At 53.6% G+C, this 25,849-nt stretch carries 29 protein-coding genes, 6 tRNA genes and 2 pseudogenes; 10 read left to right on the plus strand and 27 right to left on the minus strand.

What is annotated here, in order from left to right; all coding sequences use genetic code 11:
* Nucleotides 1-61: 61 nt before the first annotated feature.
* Nucleotides 62-1,300: pseudogene (locus V2154_RS14575) on the minus strand (Nramp family divalent metal transporter); the annotation flags it as partial.
* A gap of 343 nt (nucleotides 1,301-1,643) precedes the next feature.
* On the opposite strand from V2154_RS14575, the gene V2154_RS14580 reads away from it, so the two are divergent.
* The gene (locus tag V2154_RS14580) at nucleotides 1,644-2,831 is read left to right on the plus strand and encodes a NupC/NupG family nucleoside CNT transporter (RefSeq protein ID WP_353502857.1); all 1,188 of its coding nucleotides are present in this window, start codon (nucleotides 1,644-1,646) and stop codon (nucleotides 2,829-2,831) included.
* A 160-nt stretch (nucleotides 2,832-2,991) separates the two neighbouring features.
* Here V2154_RS14580 and V2154_RS14585 read toward each other — a convergent pair.
* Together V2154_RS14585 and V2154_RS14590 are read right to left on the minus strand one after the other, a co-directional pair.
* A tRNA-Ala gene (locus V2154_RS14585) sits at nucleotides 2,992-3,067 on the minus strand.
* Between the two features lie 81 nt (nucleotides 3,068-3,148).
* Nucleotides 3,149-3,224: transfer RNA gene (locus tag V2154_RS14590), tRNA-Ala, on the minus strand.
* A 353-nt stretch (nucleotides 3,225-3,577) separates the two neighbouring features.
* Between V2154_RS14590 and V2154_RS14595 the strand changes: the two genes are divergently transcribed.
* Entirely contained in the window at nucleotides 3,578-4,366 is a 789-nt protein-coding gene (locus V2154_RS14595) for a formate/nitrite transporter family protein (protein WP_353502858.1), read from the plus strand.
* Nucleotides 4,367-4,444: 78 nt separating this feature from the next.
* Here the strand turns inward: V2154_RS14595 and gltX are convergent, their stop codons facing one another.
* Nucleotides 4,445-5,860: a glutamate--tRNA ligase gene (gene gltX, locus V2154_RS14600; RefSeq protein WP_353502859.1), complete on the minus strand. Its 1,416-nt coding sequence runs from the start codon at nucleotides 5,858-5,860 to the stop codon at nucleotides 4,445-4,447.
* 264 nt (nucleotides 5,861-6,124) lie between these two features.
* Between gltX and V2154_RS14605 the strand changes: the two genes are divergently transcribed.
* From V2154_RS14605 to V2154_RS14630, 6 genes are all read left to right on the plus strand, one after another.
* A tRNA-Val gene (locus tag V2154_RS14605) sits at nucleotides 6,125-6,200 on the plus strand.
* A 46-nt stretch (nucleotides 6,201-6,246) separates the two neighbouring features.
* Nucleotides 6,247-6,322, plus strand: a tRNA-Val gene (locus V2154_RS14610).
* 43 nt (nucleotides 6,323-6,365) lie between these two features.
* Nucleotides 6,366-6,441: transfer RNA gene (locus tag V2154_RS14615), tRNA-Val, on the plus strand.
* A 7-nt stretch (nucleotides 6,442-6,448) separates the two neighbouring features.
* Nucleotides 6,449-6,524, plus strand: a tRNA-Lys gene (locus tag V2154_RS14620).
* Nucleotides 6,525-6,652: 128 nt separating this feature from the next.
* Nucleotides 6,653-7,216, plus strand: coding sequence for a nucleotidyltransferase family protein (locus tag V2154_RS14625; RefSeq protein WP_353502860.1), 564 nt, complete (start codon nucleotides 6,653-6,655; stop codon nucleotides 7,214-7,216).
* 75 nt (nucleotides 7,217-7,291) lie between these two features.
* The gene (locus V2154_RS14630; RefSeq protein ID WP_353502861.1) at nucleotides 7,292-7,630 is read left to right on the plus strand and encodes a FlxA-like family protein; all 339 of its coding nucleotides are present in this window, start codon (nucleotides 7,292-7,294) and stop codon (nucleotides 7,628-7,630) included.
* Nucleotides 7,631-7,640: 10 nt separating this feature from the next.
* Here V2154_RS14630 and V2154_RS14635 read toward each other — a convergent pair.
* Both V2154_RS14635 and V2154_RS14640 read right to left on the minus strand, forming a co-directional pair.
* Nucleotides 7,641-8,030, minus strand: a pseudogene (locus V2154_RS14635) (LysR substrate-binding domain-containing protein); the annotation flags it as partial.
* Nucleotides 8,031-8,118: 88 nt separating this feature from the next.
* Complete coding sequence (locus V2154_RS14640) at nucleotides 8,119-8,700, minus strand: recombinase family protein (RefSeq protein ID WP_181241314.1); 582 nt, start codon at nucleotides 8,698-8,700, stop codon at nucleotides 8,119-8,121.
* Here V2154_RS14640 and V2154_RS14645 point away from each other — a divergent pair.
* Both V2154_RS14645 and V2154_RS14650 read left to right on the plus strand, forming a co-directional pair.
* Nucleotides 8,690-9,118 (plus strand): gp53-like domain-containing protein, encoded by a 429-nt coding sequence (locus V2154_RS14645; protein WP_353502862.1) that lies wholly within the window; start codon nucleotides 8,690-8,692, stop codon nucleotides 9,116-9,118. The genes V2154_RS14640 and V2154_RS14645 overlap by 11 nt on opposite strands.
* Nucleotides 9,115-9,555, plus strand: coding sequence for a tail fiber assembly protein (locus tag V2154_RS14650; protein WP_437342036.1), 441 nt, complete (start codon nucleotides 9,115-9,117; stop codon nucleotides 9,553-9,555). The genes V2154_RS14645 and V2154_RS14650 overlap by 4 nt, the downstream gene beginning before the upstream one ends.
* Here V2154_RS14650 and V2154_RS14655 read toward each other — a convergent pair.
* The 21 genes from V2154_RS14655 to V2154_RS14760 all read right to left on the minus strand — a co-directional run bounded on the left by V2154_RS14655 (nucleotide 9,527) and on the right by V2154_RS14760 (nucleotide 25,674).
* Complete coding sequence (locus V2154_RS14655) at nucleotides 9,527-9,952, minus strand: tail fiber assembly protein (protein WP_353502863.1); 426 nt, start codon at nucleotides 9,950-9,952, stop codon at nucleotides 9,527-9,529. The two genes, V2154_RS14650 and V2154_RS14655, sit on opposite strands and share 29 nt — an antisense overlap.
* Before the next feature lie 2 nt (nucleotides 9,953-9,954).
* Complete coding sequence (locus V2154_RS14660) at nucleotides 9,955-10,794, minus strand: gp53-like domain-containing protein (RefSeq protein ID WP_353502864.1); 840 nt, start codon at nucleotides 10,792-10,794, stop codon at nucleotides 9,955-9,957.
* 2 nt (nucleotides 10,795-10,796) lie between these two features.
* Nucleotides 10,797-11,375, minus strand: a complete 579-nt coding sequence (locus tag V2154_RS14665; protein ID WP_112778235.1) for a phage tail protein I — start codon at nucleotides 11,373-11,375, stop codon at nucleotides 10,797-10,799.
* Nucleotides 11,368-12,471, minus strand: a complete 1,104-nt coding sequence (locus V2154_RS14670; protein ID WP_215758271.1) for a baseplate assembly protein — start codon at nucleotides 12,469-12,471, stop codon at nucleotides 11,368-11,370. Before V2154_RS14670 ends, V2154_RS14665 begins: the two co-directional genes overlap by 8 nt.
* A complete protein-coding gene (locus V2154_RS14675; RefSeq protein ID WP_063617137.1) occupies nucleotides 12,462-12,809 on the minus strand; it encodes a GPW/gp25 family protein in 348 nt (115 codons plus the stop codon). Before V2154_RS14675 ends, V2154_RS14670 begins: the two co-directional genes overlap by 10 nt.
* Nucleotides 12,810-12,885: 76 nt before the next feature.
* Nucleotides 12,886-13,761 carry a PD-(D/E)XK nuclease domain-containing protein gene (locus tag V2154_RS14680; RefSeq protein WP_181241310.1) on the minus strand — a complete coding sequence of 292 codons (876 nt, stop codon included), beginning with the start codon at nucleotides 13,759-13,761 and terminating at the stop codon, nucleotides 12,886-12,888.
* Nucleotides 13,762-13,841: 80 nt separating this feature from the next.
* Nucleotides 13,842-14,438: a phage baseplate assembly protein V gene (locus tag V2154_RS14685; RefSeq protein WP_215758273.1), complete on the minus strand. Its 597-nt coding sequence runs from the start codon at nucleotides 14,436-14,438 to the stop codon at nucleotides 13,842-13,844.
* Nucleotides 14,435-15,607, minus strand: coding sequence for a phage late control D family protein (locus tag V2154_RS14690; RefSeq protein ID WP_215758274.1), 1,173 nt, complete (start codon nucleotides 15,605-15,607; stop codon nucleotides 14,435-14,437). The genes V2154_RS14685 and V2154_RS14690 overlap by 4 nt, the downstream gene beginning before the upstream one ends.
* A complete protein-coding gene (locus V2154_RS14695; protein WP_168216494.1) occupies nucleotides 15,595-15,807 on the minus strand; it encodes a tail protein X in 213 nt (70 codons plus the stop codon). Before V2154_RS14695 ends, V2154_RS14690 begins: the two co-directional genes overlap by 13 nt.
* Nucleotides 15,807-16,691, minus strand: coding sequence for a phage tail protein (locus V2154_RS14700; protein ID WP_215758275.1), 885 nt, complete (start codon nucleotides 16,689-16,691; stop codon nucleotides 15,807-15,809). Before V2154_RS14700 ends, V2154_RS14695 begins: the two co-directional genes overlap by 1 nt.
* Complete coding sequence (locus V2154_RS14705; RefSeq protein WP_215758277.1) at nucleotides 16,691-19,243, minus strand: phage tail tape measure protein; 2,553 nt, start codon at nucleotides 19,241-19,243, stop codon at nucleotides 16,691-16,693. The genes V2154_RS14700 and V2154_RS14705 overlap by 1 nt, the downstream gene beginning before the upstream one ends.
* A gap of 195 nt (nucleotides 19,244-19,438) precedes the next feature.
* Entirely contained in the window at nucleotides 19,439-19,759 is a 321-nt protein-coding gene (locus tag V2154_RS14715; protein WP_215758278.1) for a phage tail assembly protein, read from the minus strand.
* 98 nt (nucleotides 19,760-19,857) lie between these two features.
* Nucleotides 19,858-20,139, minus strand: a complete 282-nt coding sequence (locus tag V2154_RS14720) for a hypothetical protein (RefSeq protein ID WP_112778229.1) — start codon at nucleotides 20,137-20,139, stop codon at nucleotides 19,858-19,860.
* A gap of 2 nt (nucleotides 20,140-20,141) precedes the next feature.
* On the minus strand, nucleotides 20,142-20,666 hold the full coding sequence (locus V2154_RS14725; protein WP_164079462.1) for a phage major tail tube protein: 525 nt from the start codon (nucleotides 20,664-20,666) through the stop codon (nucleotides 20,142-20,144).
* A complete protein-coding gene (locus V2154_RS14730) occupies nucleotides 20,663-22,090 on the minus strand; it encodes a phage tail sheath subtilisin-like domain-containing protein (RefSeq protein WP_215758279.1) in 1,428 nt (475 codons plus the stop codon). The genes V2154_RS14725 and V2154_RS14730 overlap by 4 nt, the downstream gene beginning before the upstream one ends.
* Nucleotides 22,080-22,331, minus strand: a complete 252-nt coding sequence (locus V2154_RS14735) for a hypothetical protein (protein WP_187394306.1) — start codon at nucleotides 22,329-22,331, stop codon at nucleotides 22,080-22,082. The genes V2154_RS14730 and V2154_RS14735 overlap by 11 nt, the downstream gene beginning before the upstream one ends.
* Complete coding sequence (locus tag V2154_RS14740) at nucleotides 22,331-22,795, minus strand: Gp37 family protein (RefSeq protein ID WP_112778227.1); 465 nt, start codon at nucleotides 22,793-22,795, stop codon at nucleotides 22,331-22,333. The genes V2154_RS14735 and V2154_RS14740 overlap by 1 nt, the downstream gene beginning before the upstream one ends.
* The gene (locus V2154_RS14745; protein WP_006122443.1) at nucleotides 22,795-23,241 is read right to left on the minus strand and encodes a gp436 family protein; all 447 of its coding nucleotides are present in this window, start codon (nucleotides 23,239-23,241) and stop codon (nucleotides 22,795-22,797) included. Before V2154_RS14745 ends, V2154_RS14740 begins: the two co-directional genes overlap by 1 nt.
* Nucleotide 23,242: 1 nt before the next feature.
* Nucleotides 23,243-23,599, minus strand: a complete 357-nt coding sequence (locus V2154_RS14750; protein WP_032636394.1) for a DUF2190 family protein — start codon at nucleotides 23,597-23,599, stop codon at nucleotides 23,243-23,245.
* A 10-nt stretch (nucleotides 23,600-23,609) separates the two neighbouring features.
* On the minus strand, nucleotides 23,610-24,563 hold the full coding sequence (locus V2154_RS14755) for a hypothetical protein (protein ID WP_032636393.1): 954 nt from the start codon (nucleotides 24,561-24,563) through the stop codon (nucleotides 23,610-23,612).
* Nucleotides 24,564-24,576: 13 nt separating this feature from the next.
* Complete coding sequence (locus V2154_RS14760) at nucleotides 24,577-25,674, minus strand: peptidase (protein WP_215758280.1); 1,098 nt, start codon at nucleotides 25,672-25,674, stop codon at nucleotides 24,577-24,579.
* Nucleotides 25,675-25,849: the final 175 nt, after the last annotated feature.

The following is a 25,849-nucleotide window of genomic DNA, read 5'->3' on the forward strand; positions in this document are numbered from 1 at the left end:
GACCAACGAAAACGGGACAGTTTAGGCTGTCCCGTTTTATATCCTTTTATCTATTTCCGTTTTACTTAAGCATGCCAATCAGCAAATAGAGGTTAAGGCTGACCACCAGCAGCACGATCACTCGCCCCGCCCACTGTATCCCTTTCGAATTGACCATTTCGCCCATCAGTTCGCGGTTGCCGGTAAATGCCAGCAGAGGCAGCAGCGCCAGCGCAATGCCGAAACTCAGCAGTACCTGACTCATCACCAGAATCCGCGTGGCGTCCAGCCCCATCATGATGACAATAAAAGATGGCGCCATGGTCACCGTGCGGCGCACCCACAGCGGAATATAGAATTTCACAAAGCCCTGCATCACCACCTGCCCGGCCAAGGTTCCGACCACGGTAGAGGAGAGGCCAGCCGCAACCAGACTCAGGCCAAAGGTGATGGCCGCCGCCTGCCCCAGCAAGGGTTCTAGCGTGAGATAAGCCTGATCCAACTCGCTAATGCCCTGATGCCCGCTAAAGTGGAAAGCCGCCGCGGCGGTGGCCATCATCGCCAGATTCACAAAACCGGCGATGGTCATGGCAATGCCGACATCCAACTTGGTCGCTGAATAGCGCTGCGCCTTTGACGCGTCGCCCGCGCGCTGGGTTAAGGACGAGTGCAGGTAAATCACGTGCGGCATAATGGTCGCGCCCAGCACGCCAGCAGCCAGATACACGGCGTCGCTCGACGGTAAGTTAGGGATCAACATCCCCTTGCCCAGCGCCGCCATGCTTGGCTGAGAGAAGAACAGTTCGACGATATAGGCCGCCGCCACGAACAGCAGTAGGCCAGCAATCACCAGTTCGAGTGGCTTCTGCCCGCGTTTTTGCAGGGCGAGGATAATAAAGGTGGCGATCCCGGTCAGCACCGCGCCTTGCAGCAGTGAGACGCCGAGCAGCAATTTAAAACCAATGGCCGCGCCGATAAACTCGGCCAGATCGGTCGCCATGGCAATAATTTCAGCCTGAACCCAATAGGCCCAGACCGCGGGACGCGGGAAGCGATCGCGGATATGCTCGGCCAGATTTTTGCCAGTGGCGATACCCAGTTTGGCGGAGAGCAGTTGGATAAGCATCGCCATAATATTGGCCCACACCACCACCCACAGCAGTTGATAGCCATAGGAAGCACCGGCCTGAATATTGGTGGCGAAGTTACCCGGATCGATATAGCCAATCGCGGCGATAAACGCTGGCCCCATTAGGGAAAGCTTTAATTTGCGGGAGGCGCGGCCGGAGGATTCGGCACGGCTGTTAAACATAGTCGTATTAACCTTACTATTGTTGCGCTTACATCAATCATATCTAATTGATAATGATTATCAAGTGCATTTAGATTGATCCAGCTGATTTCTCCGATAGGCACCAGAGACTCAGGGGCGAAATAGAGACGGTCGACCATATTTAGAAAACTATTACGGCTAATAATAAAGCTAGCACAACAATTCAACTTATGACTGATTTTATTAACATCTTGATTTTTTGTGTGGTCTGTTCAGAAATGTTGCAATCAGTGTCCGCAATTTCTATATTTGCAAGCCACTTCACGTTTTAAATGTACGCGTTACATAGAATGTCCGTCGAAATATAGCCTGCCTCTAATTTGGAGCACCCATGTCCCGAATACTGCACTTTGTATTAGCGTTGGCCGTTGTCGCTGTACTGGCCTTGCTGGTAAGTCGTGATCGTAAAAATATCCGTTTACGTTTCATCGCACAGCTGTTGGTCCTTGAAGTTTTATTAGCCTATTTCTTCCTCAACTCAGAGTTTGGATTAGGTTTCGTAAAAGGCTTCTCTGATCTGTTTGAGAAATTGTTAGCCTTTGCCGCAGAAGGGACCGGCTTCGTATTTGGAGGCATGAGCGATAAAGGATTAGCGTTCTTCTTCCTGAAAGTCTTGTGCCCAATCGTGTTCATTTCTGCACTGATTGGTATTTTGCAATACATCCGTATCCTGCCAATTATTATTCGCGCGATCGGTACGGTATTGTCAAAAGTCAACGGTATGGGGAAACTGGAATCCTTCAACGCCGTTAGCTCCCTGATCCTTGGTCAGTCTGAAAACTTTATCGCGTATAAAGACATTCTGGGCAAAATGTCAGAAAAACGTATGTACACCATGGCTGCTACCGCGATGTCGACGGTTTCTATGTCAATCGTGGGTGCTTACATGACCATGCTTGAGCCGCGTTATGTGGTTGCTGCGCTGGTTCTCAACATGTTCAGTACCTTTATCGTACTGTCACTGATCAACCCATATAAAGTTGATTCAGAAGAAGACCTGCAAATCGGCAACACCCATCAGGGTCAGAGCTTCTTTGAAATGCTGGGTGAATACATCCTGGCGGGCTTCAAAGTGGCGATCATCGTTGCAGCTATGTTGATTGGCTTCATCGCTCTGATTTCCTGCTTGAACGCGCTGTTCGACGTTGTTTTCGGTATCACCTTCCAAGGCGTGCTAGGTTATGTCTTCTACCCATTCGCATGGATCATGGGCGTACCGAGCCACGAAGCGCTGCAAGTGGGCAGTATCATGGCAACCAAGCTGGTTTCTAACGAATTCGTGGCCATGCTGGACCTGCAGAAAGTCGCAGGCGAGCTCTCCCCACGCGGCGTAGGCATCCTGTCTGTGTTCCTGGTTTCTTTCGCCAACTTCTCTTCAATTGGTATCGTTGCGGGTGCAATCAAAGGCCTGAACGAGAAGCAAGGTAATGTGGTTTCACGCTTTGGCCTGAAACTGCTGTACGGCTCAACGCTGGTGAGCGTGCTGTCTGCATCTATCGCCGGTCTGGTACTGGCGTAAGCGACAAACCTGCTAAACAGTTTCTAAAGGCGCTTCGGCGCCTTTTTTTGTGTCTGCTATTTGACGAAGGAACTAGCTGGAAGAGCTGGATTGAAGTCGGGACAGGGAATGCCAAATGGCAGAAAGCAAAAAACCGGCCAGAGGCCGGTTTCTTAAATTTTGGTGGAGATAAGCGGGATCGAACCGCTGACCTCTTGCATGCCATGCAAGCGCTCTCCCAGCTGAGCTATACCCCCACACGAGGTTGTTCACGTTTTAAGTCTTCTACTCAATTCCGCTCAGAGGAATCAAGTACCAACTTACCCTGAGAAGGAAGTTGGTGGAGATAAGCGGGATCGAACCGCTGACCTCTTGCATGCCATGCAAGCGCTCTCCCAGCTGAGCTATACCCCCATTTCCGACTCGTAAAAACGAGTGAACGGGGCGCATCATATGAAACCGAGCCAACCCTGTCAACGGCTAAATCTGAATATGGAATCAAGCGCTGAAAAAGCCGCCAACCCGGCCATAACTATCAAGTTTTTCCGCCGTCCAGATACAATTTTGTAGCTAAATACGTCTAAATTGCTTCGCCCTATTTTGGCTTTATTTATCCAGCCTTATGATCTTATTAAGCATTTTATTAACATGTGTGACTCAATGATTAATGGTTTGTTAGCAGGCTATGATAATCGTCTTGTTTTCAGATAAATCTGCGTCTAGACTGCCCGCGCAATAATCATAACCAACTATCGTCGAGTCTTCTTATGTCCTTGTATTCACCAAAAGAAATTGCATCAATCGCTGTAACGGCGGGAACAAATAAAAGCCGTGCAACCGTGTTGAATTTGTTAATTTTAGGATTCCTGGCCGGTGCTTTCATCGCAACAGGTTTTCTACTGGATTTGCATGTAATAGGGACGTTGCCTGCATCCTGGGGTTCTTTCAGTAACTTGCTGGGCGCGGCTGTTTTCCCAGTGGGGATCATTTTGACGGTGCTTGCAGGCGGTGAGCTGCTAACCGGCAACATGATGACGCTGCCAATCGCCTGGTTCGCTCGTCAAATCAGCCTGTACGCCGTTTTGCGTAACTGGTTCTGGGTGACGCTGGCAAACCTGCTGGGCAGTCTGGCCGTTGCTTACTTCTTTGGTCACGTACTTGGCCTGACCGAAGGCGCGTTCTTGGCTAAAACCGTGGCTACCGCTACTGCAAAAGTTAATGCAGACTTCACTCAGGCATTTATTTCAGGCATCGGCTGTAACTGGCTGGTTTGTCTGGCTATCTGGCTGGCATTCGCCAGTAAAGAAGTTGGCGGGAAAGTGATTGGCATGTGGTTCCCGGTCATGGCGTTCGTGGCTATCGGCTTCCAGCACGTGGTTGCCAACATGTTCATCATCCCGGCGGCTATCTTTGCCGGTGCGCTGAGCTGGTCACAGTACCTGCCAAACTTCGTTGCCGTATTCTTGGGTAACGCAGTGGGCGGTGCTGGTTTCGTAGGTTTGATGTACTTCCTGGCTTACCGCCCGAATGCAGAATCTATCGCGGAACAACGTTAATTCGTTCTGATTTGCTAGTCGCATAAAAAAGCCAGTGAGGGAAACCCGCTGGCTTTTTCTTTATCTCAACGCTGACGATTACTGTTGAGCTTCGCGCTCAGCAATAAAGGCCAGAGCCTGATCGATACGCGCCAGAGTGCGGCGTTGACCAATCGCGTGAACCGTGACGTCCATACCCGGAGACATACCGGCACCCGTCACAGCAACGCGTAATGGCATACCGACTTTACCCATACCGACGCCCAGCTCATCAGCAGTACCCTGAATCGCGTTGTGAACGTTCTCGGCAGTCCAGTCAGTGATCGCAGCCAGCTTGGCACGCACGGCTTCTAATGGCTGACGAGCAACCGGGCGCAGGTGTTTTTTCGCCGCGTCAGCATCAAACTCGCTGAAATCTTCATAGAAGTAACGGCAGGATTCAGCCATCTCTTTCAGAGTCTTACAACGCTCACCCAATAATTGGACGATTTCGAACAGCTGCGGACCATTGCGCGTTTCGATACCCAGTTGCTCAACGTGCCACAGCAGGTGAGTCGCCACATAATGTGGATCCATGGTGGTGATGTAATGATGGTTCAGCCATTGCAGCTTTTCAGTGTTGAAGGCGCTGGCAGATTTGCTGACATTCTCCAGAGAGAACAGCGCTTTCATTTCATCAATGCTGAAGATCTCTTGGTCGCCGTGGGACCAGCCCAGACGCACCAAATAGTTGAGCAGCGCTTCTGGCAGGTAGCCGTCATCGCGATACTGCATTACGCCGACCGCGCCGTGGCGTTTAGAAAGCTTTTTGCCGTCGTCACCCAAAATCATGGATACGTGTGCGTAAACCGGCACTGGCGCGCCCAGCGCTTTCAGAATGTTAATCTGGCGCGGGGTGTTGTTGATATGGTCTTCGCCACGGATGACGTGAGTGATTTCCATATCCCAGTCATCCACCACCACGCAGAAGTTATAGGTTGGTGAACCATCGGTGCGGCGAATGATTAAGTCATCCAGCTCGTCATTGCTAAATTCGATCGGGCCACGGATCTGGTCATCAAAGATAACAGAACCTTCCTGCGGGTTGCGGAAACGCACCACACAAGGCTCATCGGCACTGTGATGCTCATGGCTGTCGCGGCAACGGCCGTCATAACGAGGCTTCTCATTATTTGCCATTTGCTCTTCGCGCAGGGCTTCCAGACGCTCTTTGGAGCAATAGCACTTGTATGCCGTGCCATTTTCCAACATCTGGTCAATCACCGCGTTATAACGGTCAAAGCGTTTGGTCTGGAAGTATGGACCTTCATCCCATTGCAGATTCAACCAGTTCATGCCGTCCATAATCGCGTCAATGGCAGCCTGAGTGGAGCGCTCAAGATCGGTGTCTTCTATACGCAACACAAACTCACCGCCCAAATTACGGGCAAAAAGCCAGGAGTAAAGCGCGGTACGGGCGCCACCGACGTGCAAATAGCCGGTTGGGCTCGGAGCAAAACGGGTTTTGATTTTCATCTGGAATGCAGCCTTAATAGCGCAACGCCAAAAAACGTTGCTATCAATTAACAAAAAGTGGGCGTCATTCTACCACTCTGCCCTGAATCCTCAACGCCGATAGGGAGTTCACAAGGGCTATTCACACCATGAATGCGTAAAGAATCAACTACGCGGGCGAGAAATCCGTCATCTTGTCTACTTTTCGGGCGAACGATGTTTTTTGTTTTTAAAAACCGTTGACGTAAGTTTAAGTATCCCTATAATGCGACTCCATCACGACGGGGGCGATTAGCTCAGTTGGTAGAGCATCTCCTTTACACGGAGGGGGTCGGCGGTTCGAGCCCGTCATCGCCCACCACTCATTAGAGTGACCGCGTTGTGATAAGTAAGAAGAAATGAGAAATGGGCGATTAGCTCAGTTGGTAGAGCATCTCCTTTACACGGAGGGGGTCGGCGGTTCGAGCCCGTCATCGCCCACCATTTCTCAACAAGCTTCTTCTTACATTGTGGAGTACCCAGAAGTGGGCGATTAGCTCAGTTGGTAGAGCATCTCCTTTACACGGAGGGGGTCGGCGGTTCGAGCCCGTCATCGCCCACCACTTCTGCGGGCCGTTAGCTCAGTTGGTAGAGCAGTTGACTTTTAATCAATTGGTCGCTGGTTCGAATCCAGCACGGCCCACCAATTCAGAGAAAAGCGCCTTTAGGCGCTTTTTTCGTTTCTAGACCTGCTCAAAAATTTCAATCTAAAACATCCCTCTGCCATTCCTACTTTTATCTATACTGTCCATCATTTCGATACGGTAAAAGATAATGACTGAACAACAGCGACAGCAACACATTATCCAGTGGATTGAAGAGGATGAGATGCGCATGCTGGCCCTGCGCGCGGCTAAACAGCTGGCGCTGGCTGATTGGTGTCTGGCCGCTGGCTTTGTGCGCAATATGGTGTGGGACCGGCTGCACGACTTCAGCCAAAGCACGCAGCTCAACGATATCGATGTGATTTACTTCAATTCTCAAGATACGTCGGCCGACGTCGAAAAAAAGTATGAACAGCAACTCTGCGCCATCGCGGATCTGCCTTGGTCGGTGAAGAATCAGGCGCGGATGCACCTTCTGCATGACCATGCCCCCTACTCGTCCAGCAGCGAAGCCATGAGTTATTGGGTCGAGACGGAGACGGTGATTGGCGCAAAGCTAAATGATCTGAATCAGGTGGAGCTGGTCGCGCCGGTCGGCACCGCCGAGCTGTTTGAGTTCAGCATCACGCCCAATCCGCGCCATGGGAATACCTTAGTGCTGCTTGATCGCGTGCAGAGCAAAGGCTGGCTAGCGCGCTGGCCCAAGCTGCGCCTGCAATTACCGCAATCTTAAAGATCCCCGCTGCCTTGCCGATACCTGTTAAGTACCCGCGTATGCAATAACAGGCAATAAATAAGCGAGGCAGTAATGAGTACGATCAGTACCACAACCAATATCTCTATGGGATCGGCATCTGGCGGCGGCGGTGGGCAAATTGCCCAATTGAATAAGCAGATTGATAAACTTACGCAGCAGCTGAAAAATCTGTCGAAAAAAAGCGACCAGTCTCAGGAAGAAGTGCAGAAGCAAATCGCATCAATTCGCCAACAAATCATCATGTTGCAGCAGCAGATCCAACAAATTCAGCACCAACAGGCGCAGAAAGCTGAACAACAAGCTGAGAAAGCCATGCTCGACGCTGAAAAAGCCAATCCTAAAAAAGATGACGATAAAAAGGCTGCGGGTCAGGTCGATATTTACGTCTAACCCTTTAGCTTTATAGCAAACCCCGCAGGCTGCGTTTTTTGGTCAATTGCGCCGCCTGCCATTTCACCTCTTGCCAAATGGCTTGTGCGGCGGGTGACAGCGAACGATTTTTACGCCGCACCAGCATCAAGGCGCGGTTTATTTCCGGCTCCAGCGTTCTTACCACCAGTTGGCTGCCCTGCGGCAAAGGCAGTGCCAGCGCGGGAAGCACGCTGACGCCCAGCCCGGCTTCGACCATCGGGTAGAGCGTCGCCGGATGCCCCACCTCCTGCACCACATTGGCGGCAATCCCCTGCTTCGCCAGCGCGTTGTCGATCAATATGCGGCTTCCCGACTCATAATCTTGCAGAACCAGCGGCTGCTCCCCTAGCTGCTGCCACTTCACCGCGCTTTGATGAGCGAAAGCATGGTGATGCGCCGCGCGATAAATGCGCCCATTTCCGTGAGATAAATGGCATCGCTGCGGCGTTTCAATATTTGCAAAAGAATTACATTCCTACTGCGTTATCCTTCCTCTGACCATCCACCGGAAAGTATCGGTAAAGCGTCGATAACCCTACACCGTAGATAATGGCCAACTGGTGGCGGGTGTGCCCCTTAGCCAATAGCCGCCCAATCTGCTCTCGCTCATGCGCTTTTAATGCGTTGGGCCTTCCACCTACGCGTCCCTGTGCCCTGGCTGCTGCCAGCCCGGCCAGTGTTCGTTCGACGATCAGCTCGCGTTCCATCTCCGCCAGTGCCGACATCACATGGAAAAAGAAACGCCCCATGGCCGTGCTGGTATCAATACTGTCTGTTAAAGAGCGGAAGTGGGCACCGCGTTCATGCAACTCTGATATCAGTGCGATCAGGTTCTTAACGCTGCGTCCCAGCCTGTCCAGTTTCCACACGACAAGGGTGTCTCCGCTATTAACGCACTTTAAAGCGCGTTTCAGACCGGGGCGGCTGGCAACTTTTCCGCTCATACGGTCTTCAAAAATGCGGTCACAGTTTGCGCTTGTGAGTGCATTACGTTGTAAATCGCTGTTCTGGTCGATTGTTGATACGCGGATATAACCAATGACGGCCATCAATTTTCCTCCTCTATGTCGCAGTGGGAGGATTTTTACAGATTTCGCTATGTGTAACTGCTTTTCCAAAAACCTTCATTTGGGAGAAGCGGCGAAACGGGATGTTGGCACAGGAGTGGGTCAAATCCCTGATATGAGTAGTTTTCAGTCTGGTGGTGGGTGGTTTAAGTTGCCAAGCGGATATGTTATTCAGGCTTTCGAGGCATCGTTTGATTCTAACGGGCTATATATCAATTTCCCTATACCATTTCCGAGTAGCGTTATTGCTATTGTGCCAGGCGTTTTAATGTCAACACCTGCCTCTCCATCACAACAATTTCCATCAATACAACGTGACGTCAATGACCTGACCCGATTTTTTGCTAAATACAATATTGGTGGAATGAATTCTTCATACTTTATTGTCATAGGGAAATAACCATGTATTTATTTTCGCCAAGTACCTTGGGTTTTTATCCCATCGAGATGAAAGAAGAATACCTTACCAATGGTTCATTACCATCTGATGTTATAGAGGTTTCCGATAGCGTCAGAAATGAATATAACTTTGCGCCACCTGAAGGCAAACAGCTAAGTTCCAGCCAAAATATGCCTGTCTGGATTGATATTCCTGCTCCTACTCATGACGAGCTTATTGCTGAAGCTGAACGAGAAAAGCAACAACGTATTGATGCCGCCAACGAGTTCATGAATAGCAAACAATGGCCTGGCAAAGCGGCGATCGGCAGGCTTAAGGGTGACGAACTGGCGCAATACATCTTGTGGCTGGATTATCTGGATGCACTGGAGGCAGTGGATACTTCCAGCGCACCAGATATAAAATGGCCTACACCACCGGGGGAACAGGCCAGATAACATTCTCAGGATCGGTTTTGATATCCCACGTCTTAACCTCATTTTTATAGGCCAACCACGCCGACAGTTTCGCTCTGTTGGCGTCACTGATTTCACCGAGCATTAATTCAGTGCGCCAGTCGAGCATAACAGCATCTGCATGGTTCAGTAGTTTCTGGCGTTCTTGTTCAGCAGCAGCAATCAACTCTTCACGTGTCGCCGGTGGAATATCAGCCCATGATGGAAAACCGTTTTCTCCGGTAATTCTTATTTTTCCTGGTGGAGGATTCTGGAATTCAGAAAACACAGTATCATCGACCTCCACACCATCAACAGGCCATTCTCCAGCATCTTCATAAGATTCCTTCAAAGTCAGAGGGTAAAAAGAATTACTGGCAGCGCTATATACATATTTCATTATTAAATTCCCACAGCTATCCATGAAATGTTTGTCGCTGTTCGGTTAAATACCGAGTTCGCAGCAACTAACCATGCTGAAAGATTAAAGCCTGCTTTATCGATGACCTGGCAACCTGCAATATTTGCTGCATTGGCATCCGTTCCAGCCCCTGTCACCCCATAACATTGTGTTGGGAATGGGATGGGAAAGTTAACAATGATTGCACCGCTGGCACTGGATGTCTGATAACCATACTGGATAATTTTACCAGATGGAAATTTCATCCAACCCGGACCAGCAGCAAACGAAGCCATGTCTGGTAACTGATTTGCCCCTGTGCCAACATCCCGTTTCGCCGCTTCTCCCAAATGAAGGTTTTTGACAAAGAGCGCCGGGTCAGGAATATCTGCGCCGTTCTGGTCTTTGGCCAGCTTCTCCGCCAGCTTGTTCAGCACCGTGGTCGCAAAGTTCGGATCGTTGCCGAGGGCGTCCGCCAGCTCCTTCAGCGTATCCAGTGTCTCTGGTGCTGTACCAGCAAGAGCCGCAATCGCTCTTGCCACAAACTCTGTCGTCACCAGTTTTTTACTGTTGTCGTTAGCAGCTGGCGTGGGGGCTGTCGGCGTGCCGGTGAATGTCGGGCTGGCCTTCGGCGCGTACTGGGTATGCGGGTCAGCTGCCGCGATATGTGCAGCAAGGTCTGTTCCGCCTTTTTCGACCTTCTGCTTGAGGTATGAAGTGCGGCTGGCCAGCTGTTTAGCCTGACGATTAGATATCCCGTCAGGCCCGCCCAGAACCGGGTCAGAGACCTCAATCTGGTAGACGCCTTCTTCCCACTGAGGGGTTTCGGGTAGGTTTGCCATAGTTAACTGCTCCCGTGGTTATAGCTGCCGTCATAGTTGACGGTGTCGTTGTAGCGAATAGCGACAGACTGATACTCCAGGCTCGCCAGATGGCAGCGGGCCGGAGCAAAAGCTGCCAGCGTCTGGCGTAACAGCGCCGCCTGATCGTTAGTAATGGGCTGCTGAAGGATGACGCGATAAACCGCCCATGCTTCAGCATCGCCGTGGACAAAAAGCCCGTTGTAAGTATGTTTGCCGTCGTAGCCGATCTGACCAGTGCCTTCGATCAGATCCACTTCACCGAAGCCGAAACGGCGGATGATTTCCCGGATTGACCACGGCGTCCCTTTATAGCGGTGCAGTTCGATGGCGGATTTGATAAGCGTGCGACGCACATCGTCCGATTCCGCCAGCTCCCAGCCATCGCCGAACAACGAGAACTGCTCGCCCAGCCATGGCAGCGCGGAGCTGTCGACAATATCGACCAGATAGACCATCAGTACGCTCAGGTCGATGTTGTCCAGCCGCCCGGCCAGTCTGCCCAGTGCTCTGAGGCTGATATCACCCTCAAGTGGTGGCGGGAGTTGTAGCGGCTCAGCCATCGGACACCCCGGTCATGTTGAGAATGATCGCCGTACAGTTTGCCCACTCGCTTTCAGCAACGACCTTCAGCGCGGGTGTCACCAGTTCGACCTGGTAGACCCCGGCAACGGACAGCACGCTGATAATCTGACTGGGGACAATATCGCGGCCCAGAGCTGCAGTACGGGACGCCACCCAGTTCTGTATGGCGCTGTTAGCGGCGTCTTTTATCGAGCTGGCATCCTGGTCACGGTAGATCGTGATATTGGCTTCGATGGTGTAATCCACCTGGACAGGCGTTTTAGCCCGCACGGTATCAGTGAGCGGCCTGACTTTCTCATCTGAGCAAAAACTCTCAACCAGCGTGAGGATGCTGTCGTCAGGCAGGCCGGTACTGAGCAGCGGATACAGCTCCACGGTGCCCGGAACCGGTGAGAGCACTGCAACATCGACGATATTGGGATGGGCCTGCATGGCATGAAAACGGTATGCCTTACGGCTTCCGGCATTCGTGAACGATTCCGGGGCCAGTTTGATGCGCTCGCGCAGCCTGTCGTTGTCTTCCTGCTCTGAGCCGCCAGAACTGGCCGCCAGATTGGTCACCTGCAGGTCAACGTTATCAATCTCATCGAGCAACTGACTGACCTGCGCAGGTTGCCATCCGTTGCCAGCGACGCCCGGTTCGGTACAGGTGGCCGTGGTGTTGACCAGCAGTAACCCGGCCTTCAGAACCACATCCGTATCGGTGGAAAAAATAATGCTGTCGGAGGCACTGATGCGGGTACCAGCCGGGATCAGAACATCAATGGCCAGTTCCTCCTCCACGGAGAACTGGAGTGGGATGGAGGCAGGCTGCGCGGCCAGACGGTACACACCGACCAGTTCACCGAGGTAATCAATCATTGGCTCACGGGCAAAGGCAACCAGATTCTGTTTGGCCGCTTCCTGCGCCGCCACCCTGACCAGCATTTCGCGGTATGCCCACAGGTCAATCAGCAGGCGCTCGGCCTGAGCGGGATACAGCGTTTTACCGGTTGCGGCTTCGTACTGCGCAATCATCTCAGCCGTGATTTTATCGGCGTCGCGTTCAATAAAGTCGGGTTCTGTCAGCGCCATAGCAACTCCTGAGTCCGGGTCTGTCCGTCAGAGCCTTTCCAGCTCACCCGGAGCGTAAGATGTTCGCCGTCAACGGCGGGTTTAACCGACATAAGCTGGCAGCGAGGTTCCCAGCGCCGAATGGCATCGACGGACTCGCGCACCACATGTGGGATAGCACGGTCGATAGGCCAGTCGATATAAAGGTGCAGATTGCTGCCGAACTCGGGGCGATGCGGGTCGCTGCCGCGAGGAGTTCGCAGGATGATTTGGATGGCCTGCCAGATATCATCCAGCCCCTGGACGATTTCGCCGGGGGCCTGCAGGGCCGGTTGCCAGAATACGGAGGTTGTTTTCATAGGGGCAGTATTGCCCCTGCGCGGGAACGCCGATATTAAAGGATTTTAATAAGCGATTATTAAGGTTTAGCCCATGCTAGAGCACGAACACTTTGACAATTAATTCTCCATCCTTAGAGGCTCTTTTGCCCTCAAGGTCTGTTTTAAGTCCTTCCGCATTTGTAATGAACTGGTTCGGATCATAAATGACACACCAGAGGTCTTTGCAGTCCATATGTCGCCGATAATGCTCAATATCGATAATGAGTTCGTCGCCTATTTTCTTTGCATGACTACGATCTCGGACAATTTTTGTCTCCAAAACTAATTTATGCGCAGGTAACAAAAAATCCATACGGGTGCTCGAACCAGCATAACTTGGCGTAAATTCTTCGGGACGAATGTCCTGAACCCACGGTCTGAGCAACGCATGAAGGAGGTCTTGCACATCATATTCGTTACTAAAAGATAGTGATTGGCTCCCTTTTCTCCTGTGAGTGAGGGGATGCATTGCGCGTTGTAGCCCTTTTACTAACCTTTCTAGCAAGCTCTCGACTTTTTCTGGCATCACTGGATGTTGATAAGTCGTTATTGTATCGGCGTAATCCATACTATTTGGTAGTGTTTGACCTTGGGGGAGCACGCGACCAAAGCGGTAATACCTCAGGCCATTCTCTTCAAGTACTGCTTCAATTTTTTCCCGCTTTTCCTTCCATTCCAGATATTCGGGGCTTCCTTCTTTTGGAGGAAGATCCATAAACTCCTCAATGACCCCGCCGAGTACAGACAAACTATCCGTCTCTGGATCTTGACCCGCTAGGTATAACCAGTCCTTCCATTTTGTACTATGAGAGCCTGCAGGTGGCTCTCCCGGAGCCCCTGAAGATAGAAATAATGAATCTAAAGCTGCATGAGACCCGGTGTTCGCGATGACATCGCCAACAACTTTGCATAAGGATCTTGATAACCGCATGTAAGTCCCCGTTAAATTGGTGATAGTGCAAAATCCTATCATATTAACGGGGTTTAAAATGGTGTTCGATATTTGCGTAATCAGTGGGAGTGATGGTTGGAGTTCGATCCATCTGACAGCATGCTGCCGGTTGAGTGGGCGTTCCCTTTAATCTCGACGTTGCCCTGAATTGTCGCGGCAGCACCTTCGCCGCCAGAGCCTGCCATGCCGCCTTCATAGGTCAGTTTACCTCCGACGAGAAGGTTGCCGGTGATTTCGGTCTCAGGGGCATCAATCGTGGCTTTTTGCGTTTTCACCATCACGTCAGCGTTACACTCGATAACCATGTGTTCGATCCCCCCCCGGATAGTGAGCGTGTGCGAATCGCGGTTATAGCTGAACTCAGCCCCGTCGCTAAATGTTGTACCGCGAACGTTCTTGTCGCTGAACGGCGGCTTATCGACGTCTGAATAGACTGCGCCGAGAATAACGCCATCCTCACCATTTTCGTCCAGCAGCACTTTGACCTGTTCCCCCACATCTGGGAGCCAGTAGTCTTTGTTGTTCTGGGTATTGCGCTGCAGGACGTCAAGCCAGTTGGTGCGCATATTGTCGCACTCCGGCAACCGGACGCGGGCTTTCACTCCATCAGCATCGACAGCGCTGACTGTTCCGGTCTGCAGAGTTACACCTGTCATTTTTTCTTCTCCTTTATTACCGTTGAGGTGCTGCCGTCCGGTTTGTAGACGGTCAGCGTCTGGGTCTTGCCGGTCTTGTTGCCTTTTTTCGCCTTGCCCTGAGTCACCGGCCCCCGCGCCACGTCCAGTTCCGTCACATAACCGCTATTGCGGTCAAAAGCGTGTCGGGCAGTAGTTATCAGCCATTGCCCGGATAACTGACCAAAACCCACCAGTTCAATTTTGTTGCCCGCTGTCAGCTGTGGCGTGCCCATTAACGTCAGGGAGCCGTTCTGCTGGTATTCGTTATGGCTGGCCAGCGCGGAGTCCGCCTTGATTTTTGCGCTGTCAGGGTCGCTAACGCGGCTGTTGACCTTCAGTGAGTCGGCGCTCGTGACCTTGCCACCTTTGGTCTGTTTATCGCTTTCACTGGTGCCACCATCAGCCTCGTAGACGATCAACTTTTTACTGCTGCTCTTCTGGTGTTTCACCTTTGCGGACTTGTAGACCCGGTTGATGGTGTCGCGCAGGGAAAAGCGGGCGACATCCTGCGGTTTCAGTTGCTTAACCGGCTCCTGTTCACGAAGCGTGGCCAGATGGGAGAAAATCAGCTGGTCACTGACGACCTTCACCGCATAGCCATACTCGCTGGCCAGTCGACGCAGGAAACTGACGTCCGTTTCGGCATACTGCGTCACTCGGTCAATTTTGATGGATTCAATGCTGCCAACCAGCTTCAGCTGATGCTTTTTGGCGATACGTCCGGCAATAGCGGCCAGCGTGGTGCTCTCAAAGCCGCGACTGGATTTAGTCCGTAAGGCGTTGTTAACCGATGTGGCCACGCCCCGGATAGCGACAACGGACGCGGGCGAACTCACTTCGATCTCGTCTATCGAGAACGTACCGCAGGACAGCAGTTTTTCGCCCTGATAGCCCATCTTTAGCGTCAGCGTATCACCCTTGCCCGGATACCACTTATCCAGCCACCGACCATCGGTGTCGTCCAGCTCTACCTCAATGGTGTCGGACTCGCTTTTGATGTTGTCGCTGTAGGTCACGCGGGTGACATAAGGTGCGATATCGTTAGTGATGTTCTTCTGCAGGTACCACAGGGTGAACACCGGACTCAGAACGTCGCTGATGCCGGTCAACGCTGATGCGGCCTGTGTGGTGCTGTTTACCTCAGCCATGGGGCAATATCCTCTTCTGTACTGGCATCGGTAGCCTCGATAACCGGGATCAATAGCAACAACCCGGAGGGCAGCACTGGCGTGATGGCCACGTGCGGGTTAGCGGCGATAATTCGGGGATAACCCAGCGGGTCGCCATAGTACTGCCATGCGAGAGCGTCCCAGCGCTCTCCGTCACGGGTGACATGTTCAAGAAACATCACACACTCCTCGCCAGAATTTTGGCGGCCATGGTGCTTAATCCCGGCGACATGCGGGTGAAGGTGGTGCTGGCTGAATTCAGCTGACCAGAGACGGCATCAAGCGCCGCTGCGATATTGCTGCCGTCAACGCTGCTCAGCGAAGACTGCGCCTGTTGCACATACGTGGCCGCATCACTGGTGGCTCTGGCCAGACTGACGGCATCAGGCATGGATTCGGAGAGCGCATTAAATGCCGGAACGCTTTGACCTAACGCCCCGGACACGTTGCCCAGTCCGCTCATCAGCCCCGGCACGCGGGTCAGCGCGGCGGCGGGGTTATCCTTCATTTTCTGCGCCACCCGAACGGCACTGATGGTGGTCTGGAGAACGGACTGCGCCTGTTTGGCATAATTGACACCGTCGCGGACGTACTGCGCCACCCCGGACGGTGAAGGAATGGCACCGGAGACCGCCCCGACGCCGGGAACCTGCGTGCGTATTGCAGGCGGCTGCAGCGGGTTCTTCGGGTCGCCGATATACTCCCGTAGCGATGCAGTGGCGTTAACGGCCAGCACGTTGCCGGTGCTGTCGGTCTGTTCGCTGGTCGCGGTCACGTCGGTAATGACGAACCAGCCGCGATAGTCACCATTCCCGAAGACCAGCGCCAGCGCCTGATGGGCCTTCATGGCCGTTCGCAGCCGTGCCAGCTCCACGTCGGGCACACAATAATGCTGATGGAAGACCAGGCTTATCTGGATTTCGTCCAGCTTATCGCCGACGAACTGCAGGCCGGGCTTTCCTTCGATGCGGGCATGTTCGGCATAATCGACGCCGAATGTGGCCTCAAAGCCGTCCCAGTAGGTAATCAGCTCAAACTCAATATCACCCAGTACCGCAAACATTATTCGTACCCCCGACGTTGTTTCTGAGCCAGCAGACGCTCCAGCATTTTCTCCAGCTCATGCAGGCTCATATTGAGTGCGCCGGTCAGCCCGGCAGGCGCTGCGGTCTCTTTGCCATTGAGGAAAAACTGGGGATTAAAACTGACCTGAAAACCGCCAGATGTTCCGCCACTGGCAGCAGCTGCGCCACGGCCTGAATAGCCCGCTGCCATGATTTCCGGCGACGGGATGCGGGGAACATCCGGTGTCATTTCGGTGGCCAGACGCTGACCCGCGAGTGCGGCCAGTGGTGTGGTACGCTGCAGGCCGATAGCGGCCCCCTGGCCAATATTGTCGCCAAAGCCCATAAATACGCGGCTCGGAGAGTGAATACCCAGGGTTTCTTTAAACCAGCCCGAAATGGAGTTGCCGAAGTTAACGATGGTGTCTTTCGCTGCAGACAGTTTATTACCGATACCGCTAACGAGGCCGCTAATCAGATTGGCTCCGAAGTCAGTAAAGTTTTTCGGCATATCGACGCCAAACCAACTCATCACCCCCGCAAAGGCTTTATAGAACAAGCCTAGTGGAGACCAGTTAACAATAAGTTTGCTGACCCCAATGATCCCACCGTTAAAAGCTGCTTTAACATTCCCCCACAAACCAGTAAACCAGCCTGATACGCCATTCCATGCCGACTTGATACCACTCCAGGCGTTACTGAAAGCAGATGTTACCTGCGCCCACATTCGCTTAAAGAAAGCAGAAATTGGCCCCCAGTAGCGGTAGATCAGATAAGCGGCCATGGCTACGCCAGTGATGATTAGTCCAATGGGATTCATCAGCAGCGCCCGACCTATGAAGAGAACGGCACGACCCGCGAGCATTAGTCCACGAACCAGACCACCACCGAGCACGCGGGCCAGTGTTCCGGCTCCTTTGGCGACCGTGCTGAAGCCGGTCACCAGCCAGCGGAGTTTGCCGCCTTCACCCAGCGCGAGCGATAGCCGCAGCCAGTTGGCCCGCAGGAGCACGGCGTTTTTCCAGACATTGACGAAAGGTGAAATAAGAAGATTTAGCCCAAGCTTGAGGCCGATGGTGGCCATCTTGAACGCAAGTAATGCACCGATTACCTGGATCGTACCGCTCACGAGTTGCGGATTAGCCGCGATCCATTTTCCAACACTGTTCATTATTGGGATGAACGTTTCCCCTAACTGGATCAACGCCGGGCGTAATGATTCACCGATGCTGATAGCCGAGTCGTTAAAGCCAATCTGTGTTCTGCGCCAGCGCCCTTCGAGCGTATCATTCTGTTTCGCTGCATCCTTGTCCAGGGTAGCCATTGCCGAAGGCGTATTCATTTCCTGCTTGTTAGACTGGTATTTATCCCAGCCCTGACGCATCGACAGCAGATGGTTGACTGTCTGAATATCAGTAAAGACTTCCGCCAGCCCGAAGGACTCCATCAGCTTTTGCTGGCCTTCCTGATCACCTCTTGAGCCTGCAGCTTTCCATTGCTGTACGAATGCCTTGCCTTTACCGTCGATAAATCGATTGGCAATCATCAGAGAGGCTTCATATTGAGAGAGACCCTGGGCTACATAATTTTGCATTGACCCCTGGTAATCCACGCCAGCCTTAGCGTATTTCTGCGTGGTATCTCCGCGTCCCATTGCCGCCAGCCAGTTGGACATATTGGTGACGGCTTCTTCCGCTGAGCCGCTACCTTTACCCACTTCCAGACTGGCGACGATCTGGGTTATGGCGTCTTTACCGTAAATACCACGTGCAGCGAAGGCTTTGGCCATACCGGGTAACGCTTTCGCCATATCCTTCAGCTCAAACGAACCGAGCTTGGCCCCGGTTGCCGCAATCCCAAACGCCTGCTCCAGCTCTTTGGCATCGGTAATTTTCAGCGCATCACTAAAGGCATAGGTCATTTTGGCGAGGTCAGTCATATCCGCTTTGGTGGCCGTGGCCGCTTTACCGAGCATCCCGGCAAAGGTCGCTGCCTGCTGCGGATTCATGCCATCGGCAACCAGTTGGCCAACGCCACCCAACAGAGATTCCTGGAGCTGATTGACCTGCAGGGATGCCCGACGAATGGCAGTACCGATGGCCTGTTCCTGCCTTGAATCCAGATCGCCGGTGACACTGATATCGCGTAGCTGAGATTCAAACGATGAATATTGTTTGACTGAGGCCATGACCGGTGCGCCCAGCGTTCGGGCGATACCGTAAGTCTCTGCCCCCTGACCATAGAGCGCCATACGGTTGGATTTAAGCGCATCACTGGTGGCCGATACCGCCGACAGACGGCGCTGCTGGCGTTCAATCTGCTCCATTGTGCGACTCACGCGCAGCAGATCGCTGTTGAGGCGTTGCATCCGGGAAGAACCCAGCTGACCATAGCGTTCTGTTGCACGGGTTAAAGCGTTCTGACGCTCCTGAAGGCGGCGTGACGTATCGCCGAGAGAGTCAAGGGCGCGTCGGGTACCGCTGACGGCAGAGCGAAAGCTGCTTCCGACAATGCCGCCAATGATGACGCCGACTGAAAATTCACTGGCCAAGGTGGTTATCCTCTGAAAGCAAAAAGACAGGAGGTAAATGGTGGGGAACCATAAAGAACAGCCGCGAAGTGCGGCTGCTTGGGGCTGGAGAACTACTGATTGTCGCCGTACTCGCTTTTGATTTGCTCTTCAGCCTGATCCAGCCACATTTCCAGATCGTCAGTATCGAGGGCATCAATCTCCCCCGGCTGAAACCTAAACCACCTCGCCAGTAGCCCCTGCGCCTGCATCAGCGTCTTCGTTGCTCTTGCCCAGCCCAGTGATTTGCTGAAATCGTTTCTGTAGATCCAAATAATCCGCTAAATCCATATTATCCAGGTCTTCCGGAAGCAGACCGGTGCTGCGAGAAATCAGTGGTTCATCCCAGTCATTCGGGTCTTTGTGGATTTTTTTAACCTGTTTGAGGTCTTTAACCGTCAGGCGTTTAAGGGTGAGCTGGGGGATTGATTCACCAGCCGCTGTGGTGAAAGGGTATTTCAGAATAAAGAGTTCGGCTTCAGATTTGGTTTGTGACATGTTCGTGCTCCTGTGTAAGTTCAGAGCAGTATGTCCGGTAAGGAGGGCGACAGATATTAAAGGGGATTAAGAAGAAAGGGGCCGAAGCCCCTCTTATATCAGTGAGTGCGAAACCCCTTGCAGTTGCGCAGGAACGCAATGAGTAGCGCTTTTCCTTCGGCTTTACCGATGCCAGTGAACCAGTGGTCGGGTGGCGTCCAGGCTTCAATCAAATCAGCCAGCTTACGGGCCTTTGAACGGGTACAGTCAATCGGATCATTGGTTTTGCGGATATTAAAAAGGTTTTCCACCCCCGGAATATCCAGAATGGTGAACCAGGTACCATTTCCCATGCCAATAGAACTGCAGTTCCCGCCTTTGTCCTCAATCTCGACGGTCACCGTCAGCCCCCGATATTGATGCGGTAGTCAGTCAACTGGTCAACGCCGCCGACGCGGAAGATGTTGGCCAGATAGTCCAGCTCCAGCAGTTCTTCACCGTCCAGCACCTGCTTGATGTACGTGCAGGTGAAGCTACTGGAGAACTCAGCATTCTCGTGCTGCTTGAACGTCCCCAGCGGGTTCTTCTTGAACATGATCGTCAGGAAGGTGACCAGTGGGATTTCATCAATCAGTCCCTGTGAGCTGTAGCGCTGCACGCTGGAGCGGCACTGCAGGGCCAGCGATTTATACGGGTTAGCAGCAGACAACATGGCGTCGCGATAGAAGCTGTTCCACTTGATCTCGCCTTCCATTTTGTCGAAGCCTGCCGGGAGTTCCACCTTGCCCACCATCCCCAGCGCTTTGTGCTCCTGCATGGTCATGGACACGTCAGGGAGTTTGACCTCCTCGGCCCGGCCCAGCAGGTTAGCGCCATCGAGGTAGATGTTGGCATTGGTGATGCGGTTGATTTCAATCTTTGCCATCAGCTATTCCCCTTCAGGGTTAACAGGTATTCCGAGGTGATCTCGGTCTCAAACGTCAGTCGCTCCAGCGGCGGTGGCGGCGTGTATTTGTAGCTCAGTAACAGGTGACCGGCAGCCAGTTCCGTCTTTTCGTTGCGGGCCGGATCAAACCAGCATTTAAAGCCCAGCAGCGCACCGTCGCCAATCAGCTTACGACCATAGGCGTTGACCGATTCCGTCAGCGCATCAATTAGCGCCTGGGTGATCGGCATATCGATGTACTGCTGGCTGAAATAGCGCAGGGACTCGTTGATCACATCACCTGTGCGGCGAACGTTCTCAAAGTTGCGCATATGCGTCACCGTTGGCCATGCTGCCATACGGTTGCCCCACAGACGCAGGCCGCTGCCATAGCTGCTGAAGACCGTGGTGATACCCTGTTCGTTAAGCAGGTTCACCTCGCTTTGCGGGTCGTCAATCATCGCCGACAGCTGACGCTCCACGCCGGTGATGCCCATGATTTCCTGGTTGGATGACGACCACCAGTAGCCTTTATCCAGGTCAACTTTGGCACGCAGCCCGGCAGCACGCTGGCTCAGTGGCTCCAGTCGTTCGCTGTTGGTGGCCGCGTCATAGACCTTAACGTGTGGATAACAGAGACGGACGCGATCGGAACTGGTGTTGAAGTTGATGGTGCCTTCCGGGCCACGCCCCGTCAGTGCCTGCGCAAAGGTGGTGCCAATCGGCGCATCAATATAGGTCACCGCCCCCAGCTTCTCAGCCATGGCGATAAGCTCAACAGAGACACTGTTCTGGGTGCAGAACACCGGGGCAATCAGGATTTTGGCGAAGTAGCCAAACAGGTTAAAGCTGTCGTTGAGCAGCTTCATGCCGGTACGGTTGCCCGCTGCGTTAACAGCACCGATGATATCAGCCGGGGTGACTTTGGTCGGGTCAGCATGGTTATAGCTGGCCGTCGCGGTTGCGCCCGCCGCAATGCTTTTCCCGAGGCTGGTAATCACGCCGGTCTGCGCATCAAGCGAGTAGTCTTCACCCTCGACATAGGGCTGACCATCGCTGGCCGGTTTCAGTACCAGCTGCGCGACCACTGGATTAGCCAGCCGGGCCTTGCCCGTCGCTTTATCGAACGTTACATCTTCATCGGCTACAGCGGTTTTATGCACAGCCGGATCAAGCACGTTAATCACCAGAACGGTGCCTGCGCCGTGGTCGTAGATGGCATCCAGCGCCTGCGGAATAGTGAAGCCGGTCAACTGGCTGCCAAAGACGGAAGCATCTTTCTCAGACAGGCACTGCACCAGCGTATTGACGTCACCCATCGGGGCGGTGCCAATCAGGCCAATGACGGCGGACTTCACCGTTTTAACCGGACGAGCACCATTTTCCACTTCAATGGTTTCAACACCATGCAGATAGTTAGCTGCCATGGGAGTCCTCCGTTTTCACATCGTTGTCGCCGCCGTTCCTGCGCTTTGGTAACTGAGGCGCGGGTGTGCTGGCGGGTTTGGTTTCTTCAAGCACCGGCGTCAGGTGCTTCAGCGCCACCAGAACCGTCACATACTCATGGTTCTCCGGCAGGGAGACGTTCTTCCCCGGCCAGAGCAGGATTTCGGTTCCGTCCGACAGCGTGACGCCGCTGGCCGGGCCGGAATAGCGGTATTCTTTCATCACTCGCTTTCCTCATAATTCACTTCGGTTAACAGCGGGCCGGACGGTAAGTCGCTGTCTTCGATAAAGACGCTTTCAGTGGCAAAGTCGAGGGCGTACTGCCACAGCCCCTTGACCTCACCGATAAACACCTCGCGGGTCAGCCAGATACGACGGCGGCAGTTCGGCGGGGTGTAGCCGCCGAGAATGCGGCGCACCACGTCGAGCACATCCACCGCGCCCTGTTTACCGTTGAGCTGGCGGAAGACCACCGTGACGCACAGCTGGATGGTCTGAGGCTGGATCACCGCACCGATATCATTGGGCTTGTCGAAGCGCGACCCGGCATAACTCACCAACAGCGCTCCCTTCGGATGGTTGAGGCGGTATTCCGCTGGTTTTTCCGGGAAGTATTCCACCGCAAGCGTCGGGAGTTTTTCCCTAAGGCGGGCGACAACCGCATCAATAACGGGCAGAACGTTCATCAGTATTTCTCCAGTAAGCCATCGCGCCCGCCAAAGGTGGGACGGCGTGCCCGTGCCCGGATTTCACCGGACTCAGGCACATCTTTCTGGGTCGACTGCAGCCCCAGCGTGAGTTTCCCGTCGCGAATGGCCTCCAGTTGCCGTCGTGCTTCCTTGTTATCGTCCTTGACGGTGTCAGGCAGGTCACCTTCAGGACGGCGGACGTACAGACGGTATCGGGTCAACGTGATGGCAATGTCCCGCAGAACGGTCGGCACTTCCGTCAGCGGCAGGGTATAGCGCCCACGCAGGTGGGCATCTATCAGTTCACCGGCGTAGCGGATGCAACTCTCAACCACGGTAGCATTGACCGGAGGCTGCTCATCAAAGCCAACCGACTCGTTAGTCAGCTCAATGAGCGTCCTTTCCGGTACCTGCTCAAGCAAATCCGCCAGGGTGCAGTACATGTCACACCCCGCGCAGGATGCGGATAACGTCGCCTTCTGCCAGCGCCTCATCCAGCGCAATCCCGGCAGAAATACCCGCTGGGGTGTCGCCCGATGCGGCAGTCTGGGGAACTGCGCAGGCGTTGGCATCGGACTGGACATTCTGGCCTTTTGTGACAGCCGCGCCGACTTCGACGGCGACGATACCCAGAACGTTGACCGGGGTTAAATCACCGGCAGCGGCATCAACTTCTGCCACACCGAGTGCCACAGCACCGGCCTGACAGGGGGCATTATCGGCACCGACAAAACGCTGCTGGGTTAGCGCCGCACTGGCCGTAACGGTGGTGGTCAGAATGACCTGCTGAGTGGTACCCATGACGCTCTCCTTATTTCACAATGTTGGTGACGAGATACCCAGCATCACCGCCGACCACGGCGACTTTGTAGATATCGGTATAACGGCAGTACTTCACCTTGCCGCCGACGCCGTCGTATTTGTCCGCCACCGGCATGCCCTTACGACGCAGGGTATAACCGAACGATGGTTCGTTTTCGTCGGCACTGTCGGTGCCCGGCTGGGGTTTACCGACGTAATGCAGCATCAGGTTATCGGCCCAGACATCGGTCGGGGTCTTGTCCTTATTCTGTGCGTCTTTCATTGAGGCCATGGATACCGGCTCACCGATCACCACGTCTTCCAGCTGGAAAAGGTCTTTCAAAATCTCGATGGTGATGCGTTTGCGCTCGTTGGCTCCGATCGCGGCCTGGATCGCCGGATGGAACTTCAGCAGTGACATGACGCTGGCACCCATGGTCATCAGGTTCGGGCGTAGGCCTGTTTTGTTACGTACAGCCTCGATACCGGCTTCGATGACGGTGATTGGATTACCCTTGCCATCCACCCAGCGTTCAGCGGCAGCCAGTGCTTTAACGGACGATGCTGGGTAGACGTTTTTATCCTGGGCCAGGCGGGCTGCGTACAGTTCACGCTTCAGGTTGACGCCGCTGGTGACGCGACGAATGGCTTTGGCTTCTTCGTTGAACATTGACTCCGCCTGCTCGCGATAGTCCACCGGCGCGGCCAGATCGTGCTCATTAAGAACCAGATCCAGTTTGCCGGTTTTCTCACGTACCAGGACGTTGCTGTCAGCTCCCACGGCACGCTCGGTGTCGTACTCCACAAAAGCCGATTTGCCGAAGGTCGGCACGGTCACGCCTTCCTTGTCGGTCTGGACAATCGGGAAGATGTGCTCACCGATGAACGCGGCATTTTTATAGCCGCGTGCGATGCTGGTCAGCACCGGATCAACGACGCGCTTACCCTTTAAATAATCAGACATGCTCTCTCCTTAATTACAGGCAGCGTGAGACAGCAGCGTCGTAGCTGATGCCTTCTTTTTTCGACAAATCCAGCGCTTTCTGATGCAGCGCCAGACGCTCTGGGTCGGCTTCAGCAAACTCTGCTGAAGACGTTGAAACACCGGTATCCACACGGTCTTTGGTTGCATGCTCGCTAAAGTTCAGCACCGGTGCCGAGCCATCCAGCAATGTCTTGAACGCCGTGGCAAGCGGCGTGCGGGTGTCGCCTTCGGCAAATTCCACCGGCTTATCGCCAGCAGAGACCGCATCCAGAATGGCGACAACAACGGACTTCGCTGCCGGGGCCAGTTGACCGCCGCTTACCAGTTTCTCAGCGTAGGAAACGTTGTCAGCGTGCAGCTTCTCCTGCTGACTCTTCGCATCCAGCTCGGCTCGCTGGGTGGCCTCAGCCTTCAGGCGGGTGTTTTCCGCCTGAAGGGCTTCAATTTCTTCTTTGGTCATCGTGTCGTTCTCTTGTTGAGGGTTAGGGTTTGATTCGCTGAAGTCCGGCACGGCCTGCACCGGCTCGCGGTACGCTTCTTCTCGCAGGGAATCAACCTGCCATGACGGAAGTACCTTATCGGTTTCATCCAGCCCGAACTGGCCGATCAGAAAGTCACGCAGCCGTCCCCAGAGAGAGGCATTGGTGATATCGCCCCAGTCGGCAAACTCGACGACGCCTTCTTCTGACTCGCCAAATGACACCTGCTTCAGCCCCTTAATAGAGGGAGGCTGCGCCCCCAGAAAACCGACGTGGCGAAGGTAAAGCGTGCCGGGTTTCGGGTTATTGGGTGAGTCAGGGAGATAGAACGAGGCGGAAACTTTCTTGAAACGCCCGTTGCCTACCAGCTCGGCAAACTGCGGGTCGAGCTGTTCAGGCTCGGCCAGCAGGTCAGCGCCGCTGAGTGACAGGGATTTCACCCAGCCCCACGCCGGGTCTTCCGTTTTAGGGTGACCAATAACGAGCGGCGCTTCATGGACGGACGGGTCATAGGCTTTTACGCAGGCGGCAAGATCGCTTTGCGTGAACGGCAGTTTCGTGCCGTGCATGTCGGTATGAGTACCGGCTTTAAAAATATGAATGGCTGACATTTTGCTGTCCCGCGTGATGTTGTCGGAGACAGTTTGTGGAAAAGCCGCGAAGAGCGCTTTTAATCTGCTTTAGAAAAAATAAGGGGGGATACGACAGAGAGAGGGAAGCAGGAGCGATTAAAGCCGTAAACGAGGGGGCTGTAAACCTTTATAAAGGCTCCGGGGCGGGTAACGC

Origin of the sequence: Ewingella sp. CoE-038-23 (assembly GCF_040419245.1) — a bacterium.
Lineage (GTDB): Bacteria > Pseudomonadota > Gammaproteobacteria > Enterobacterales > Enterobacteriaceae > Ewingella > Ewingella allii.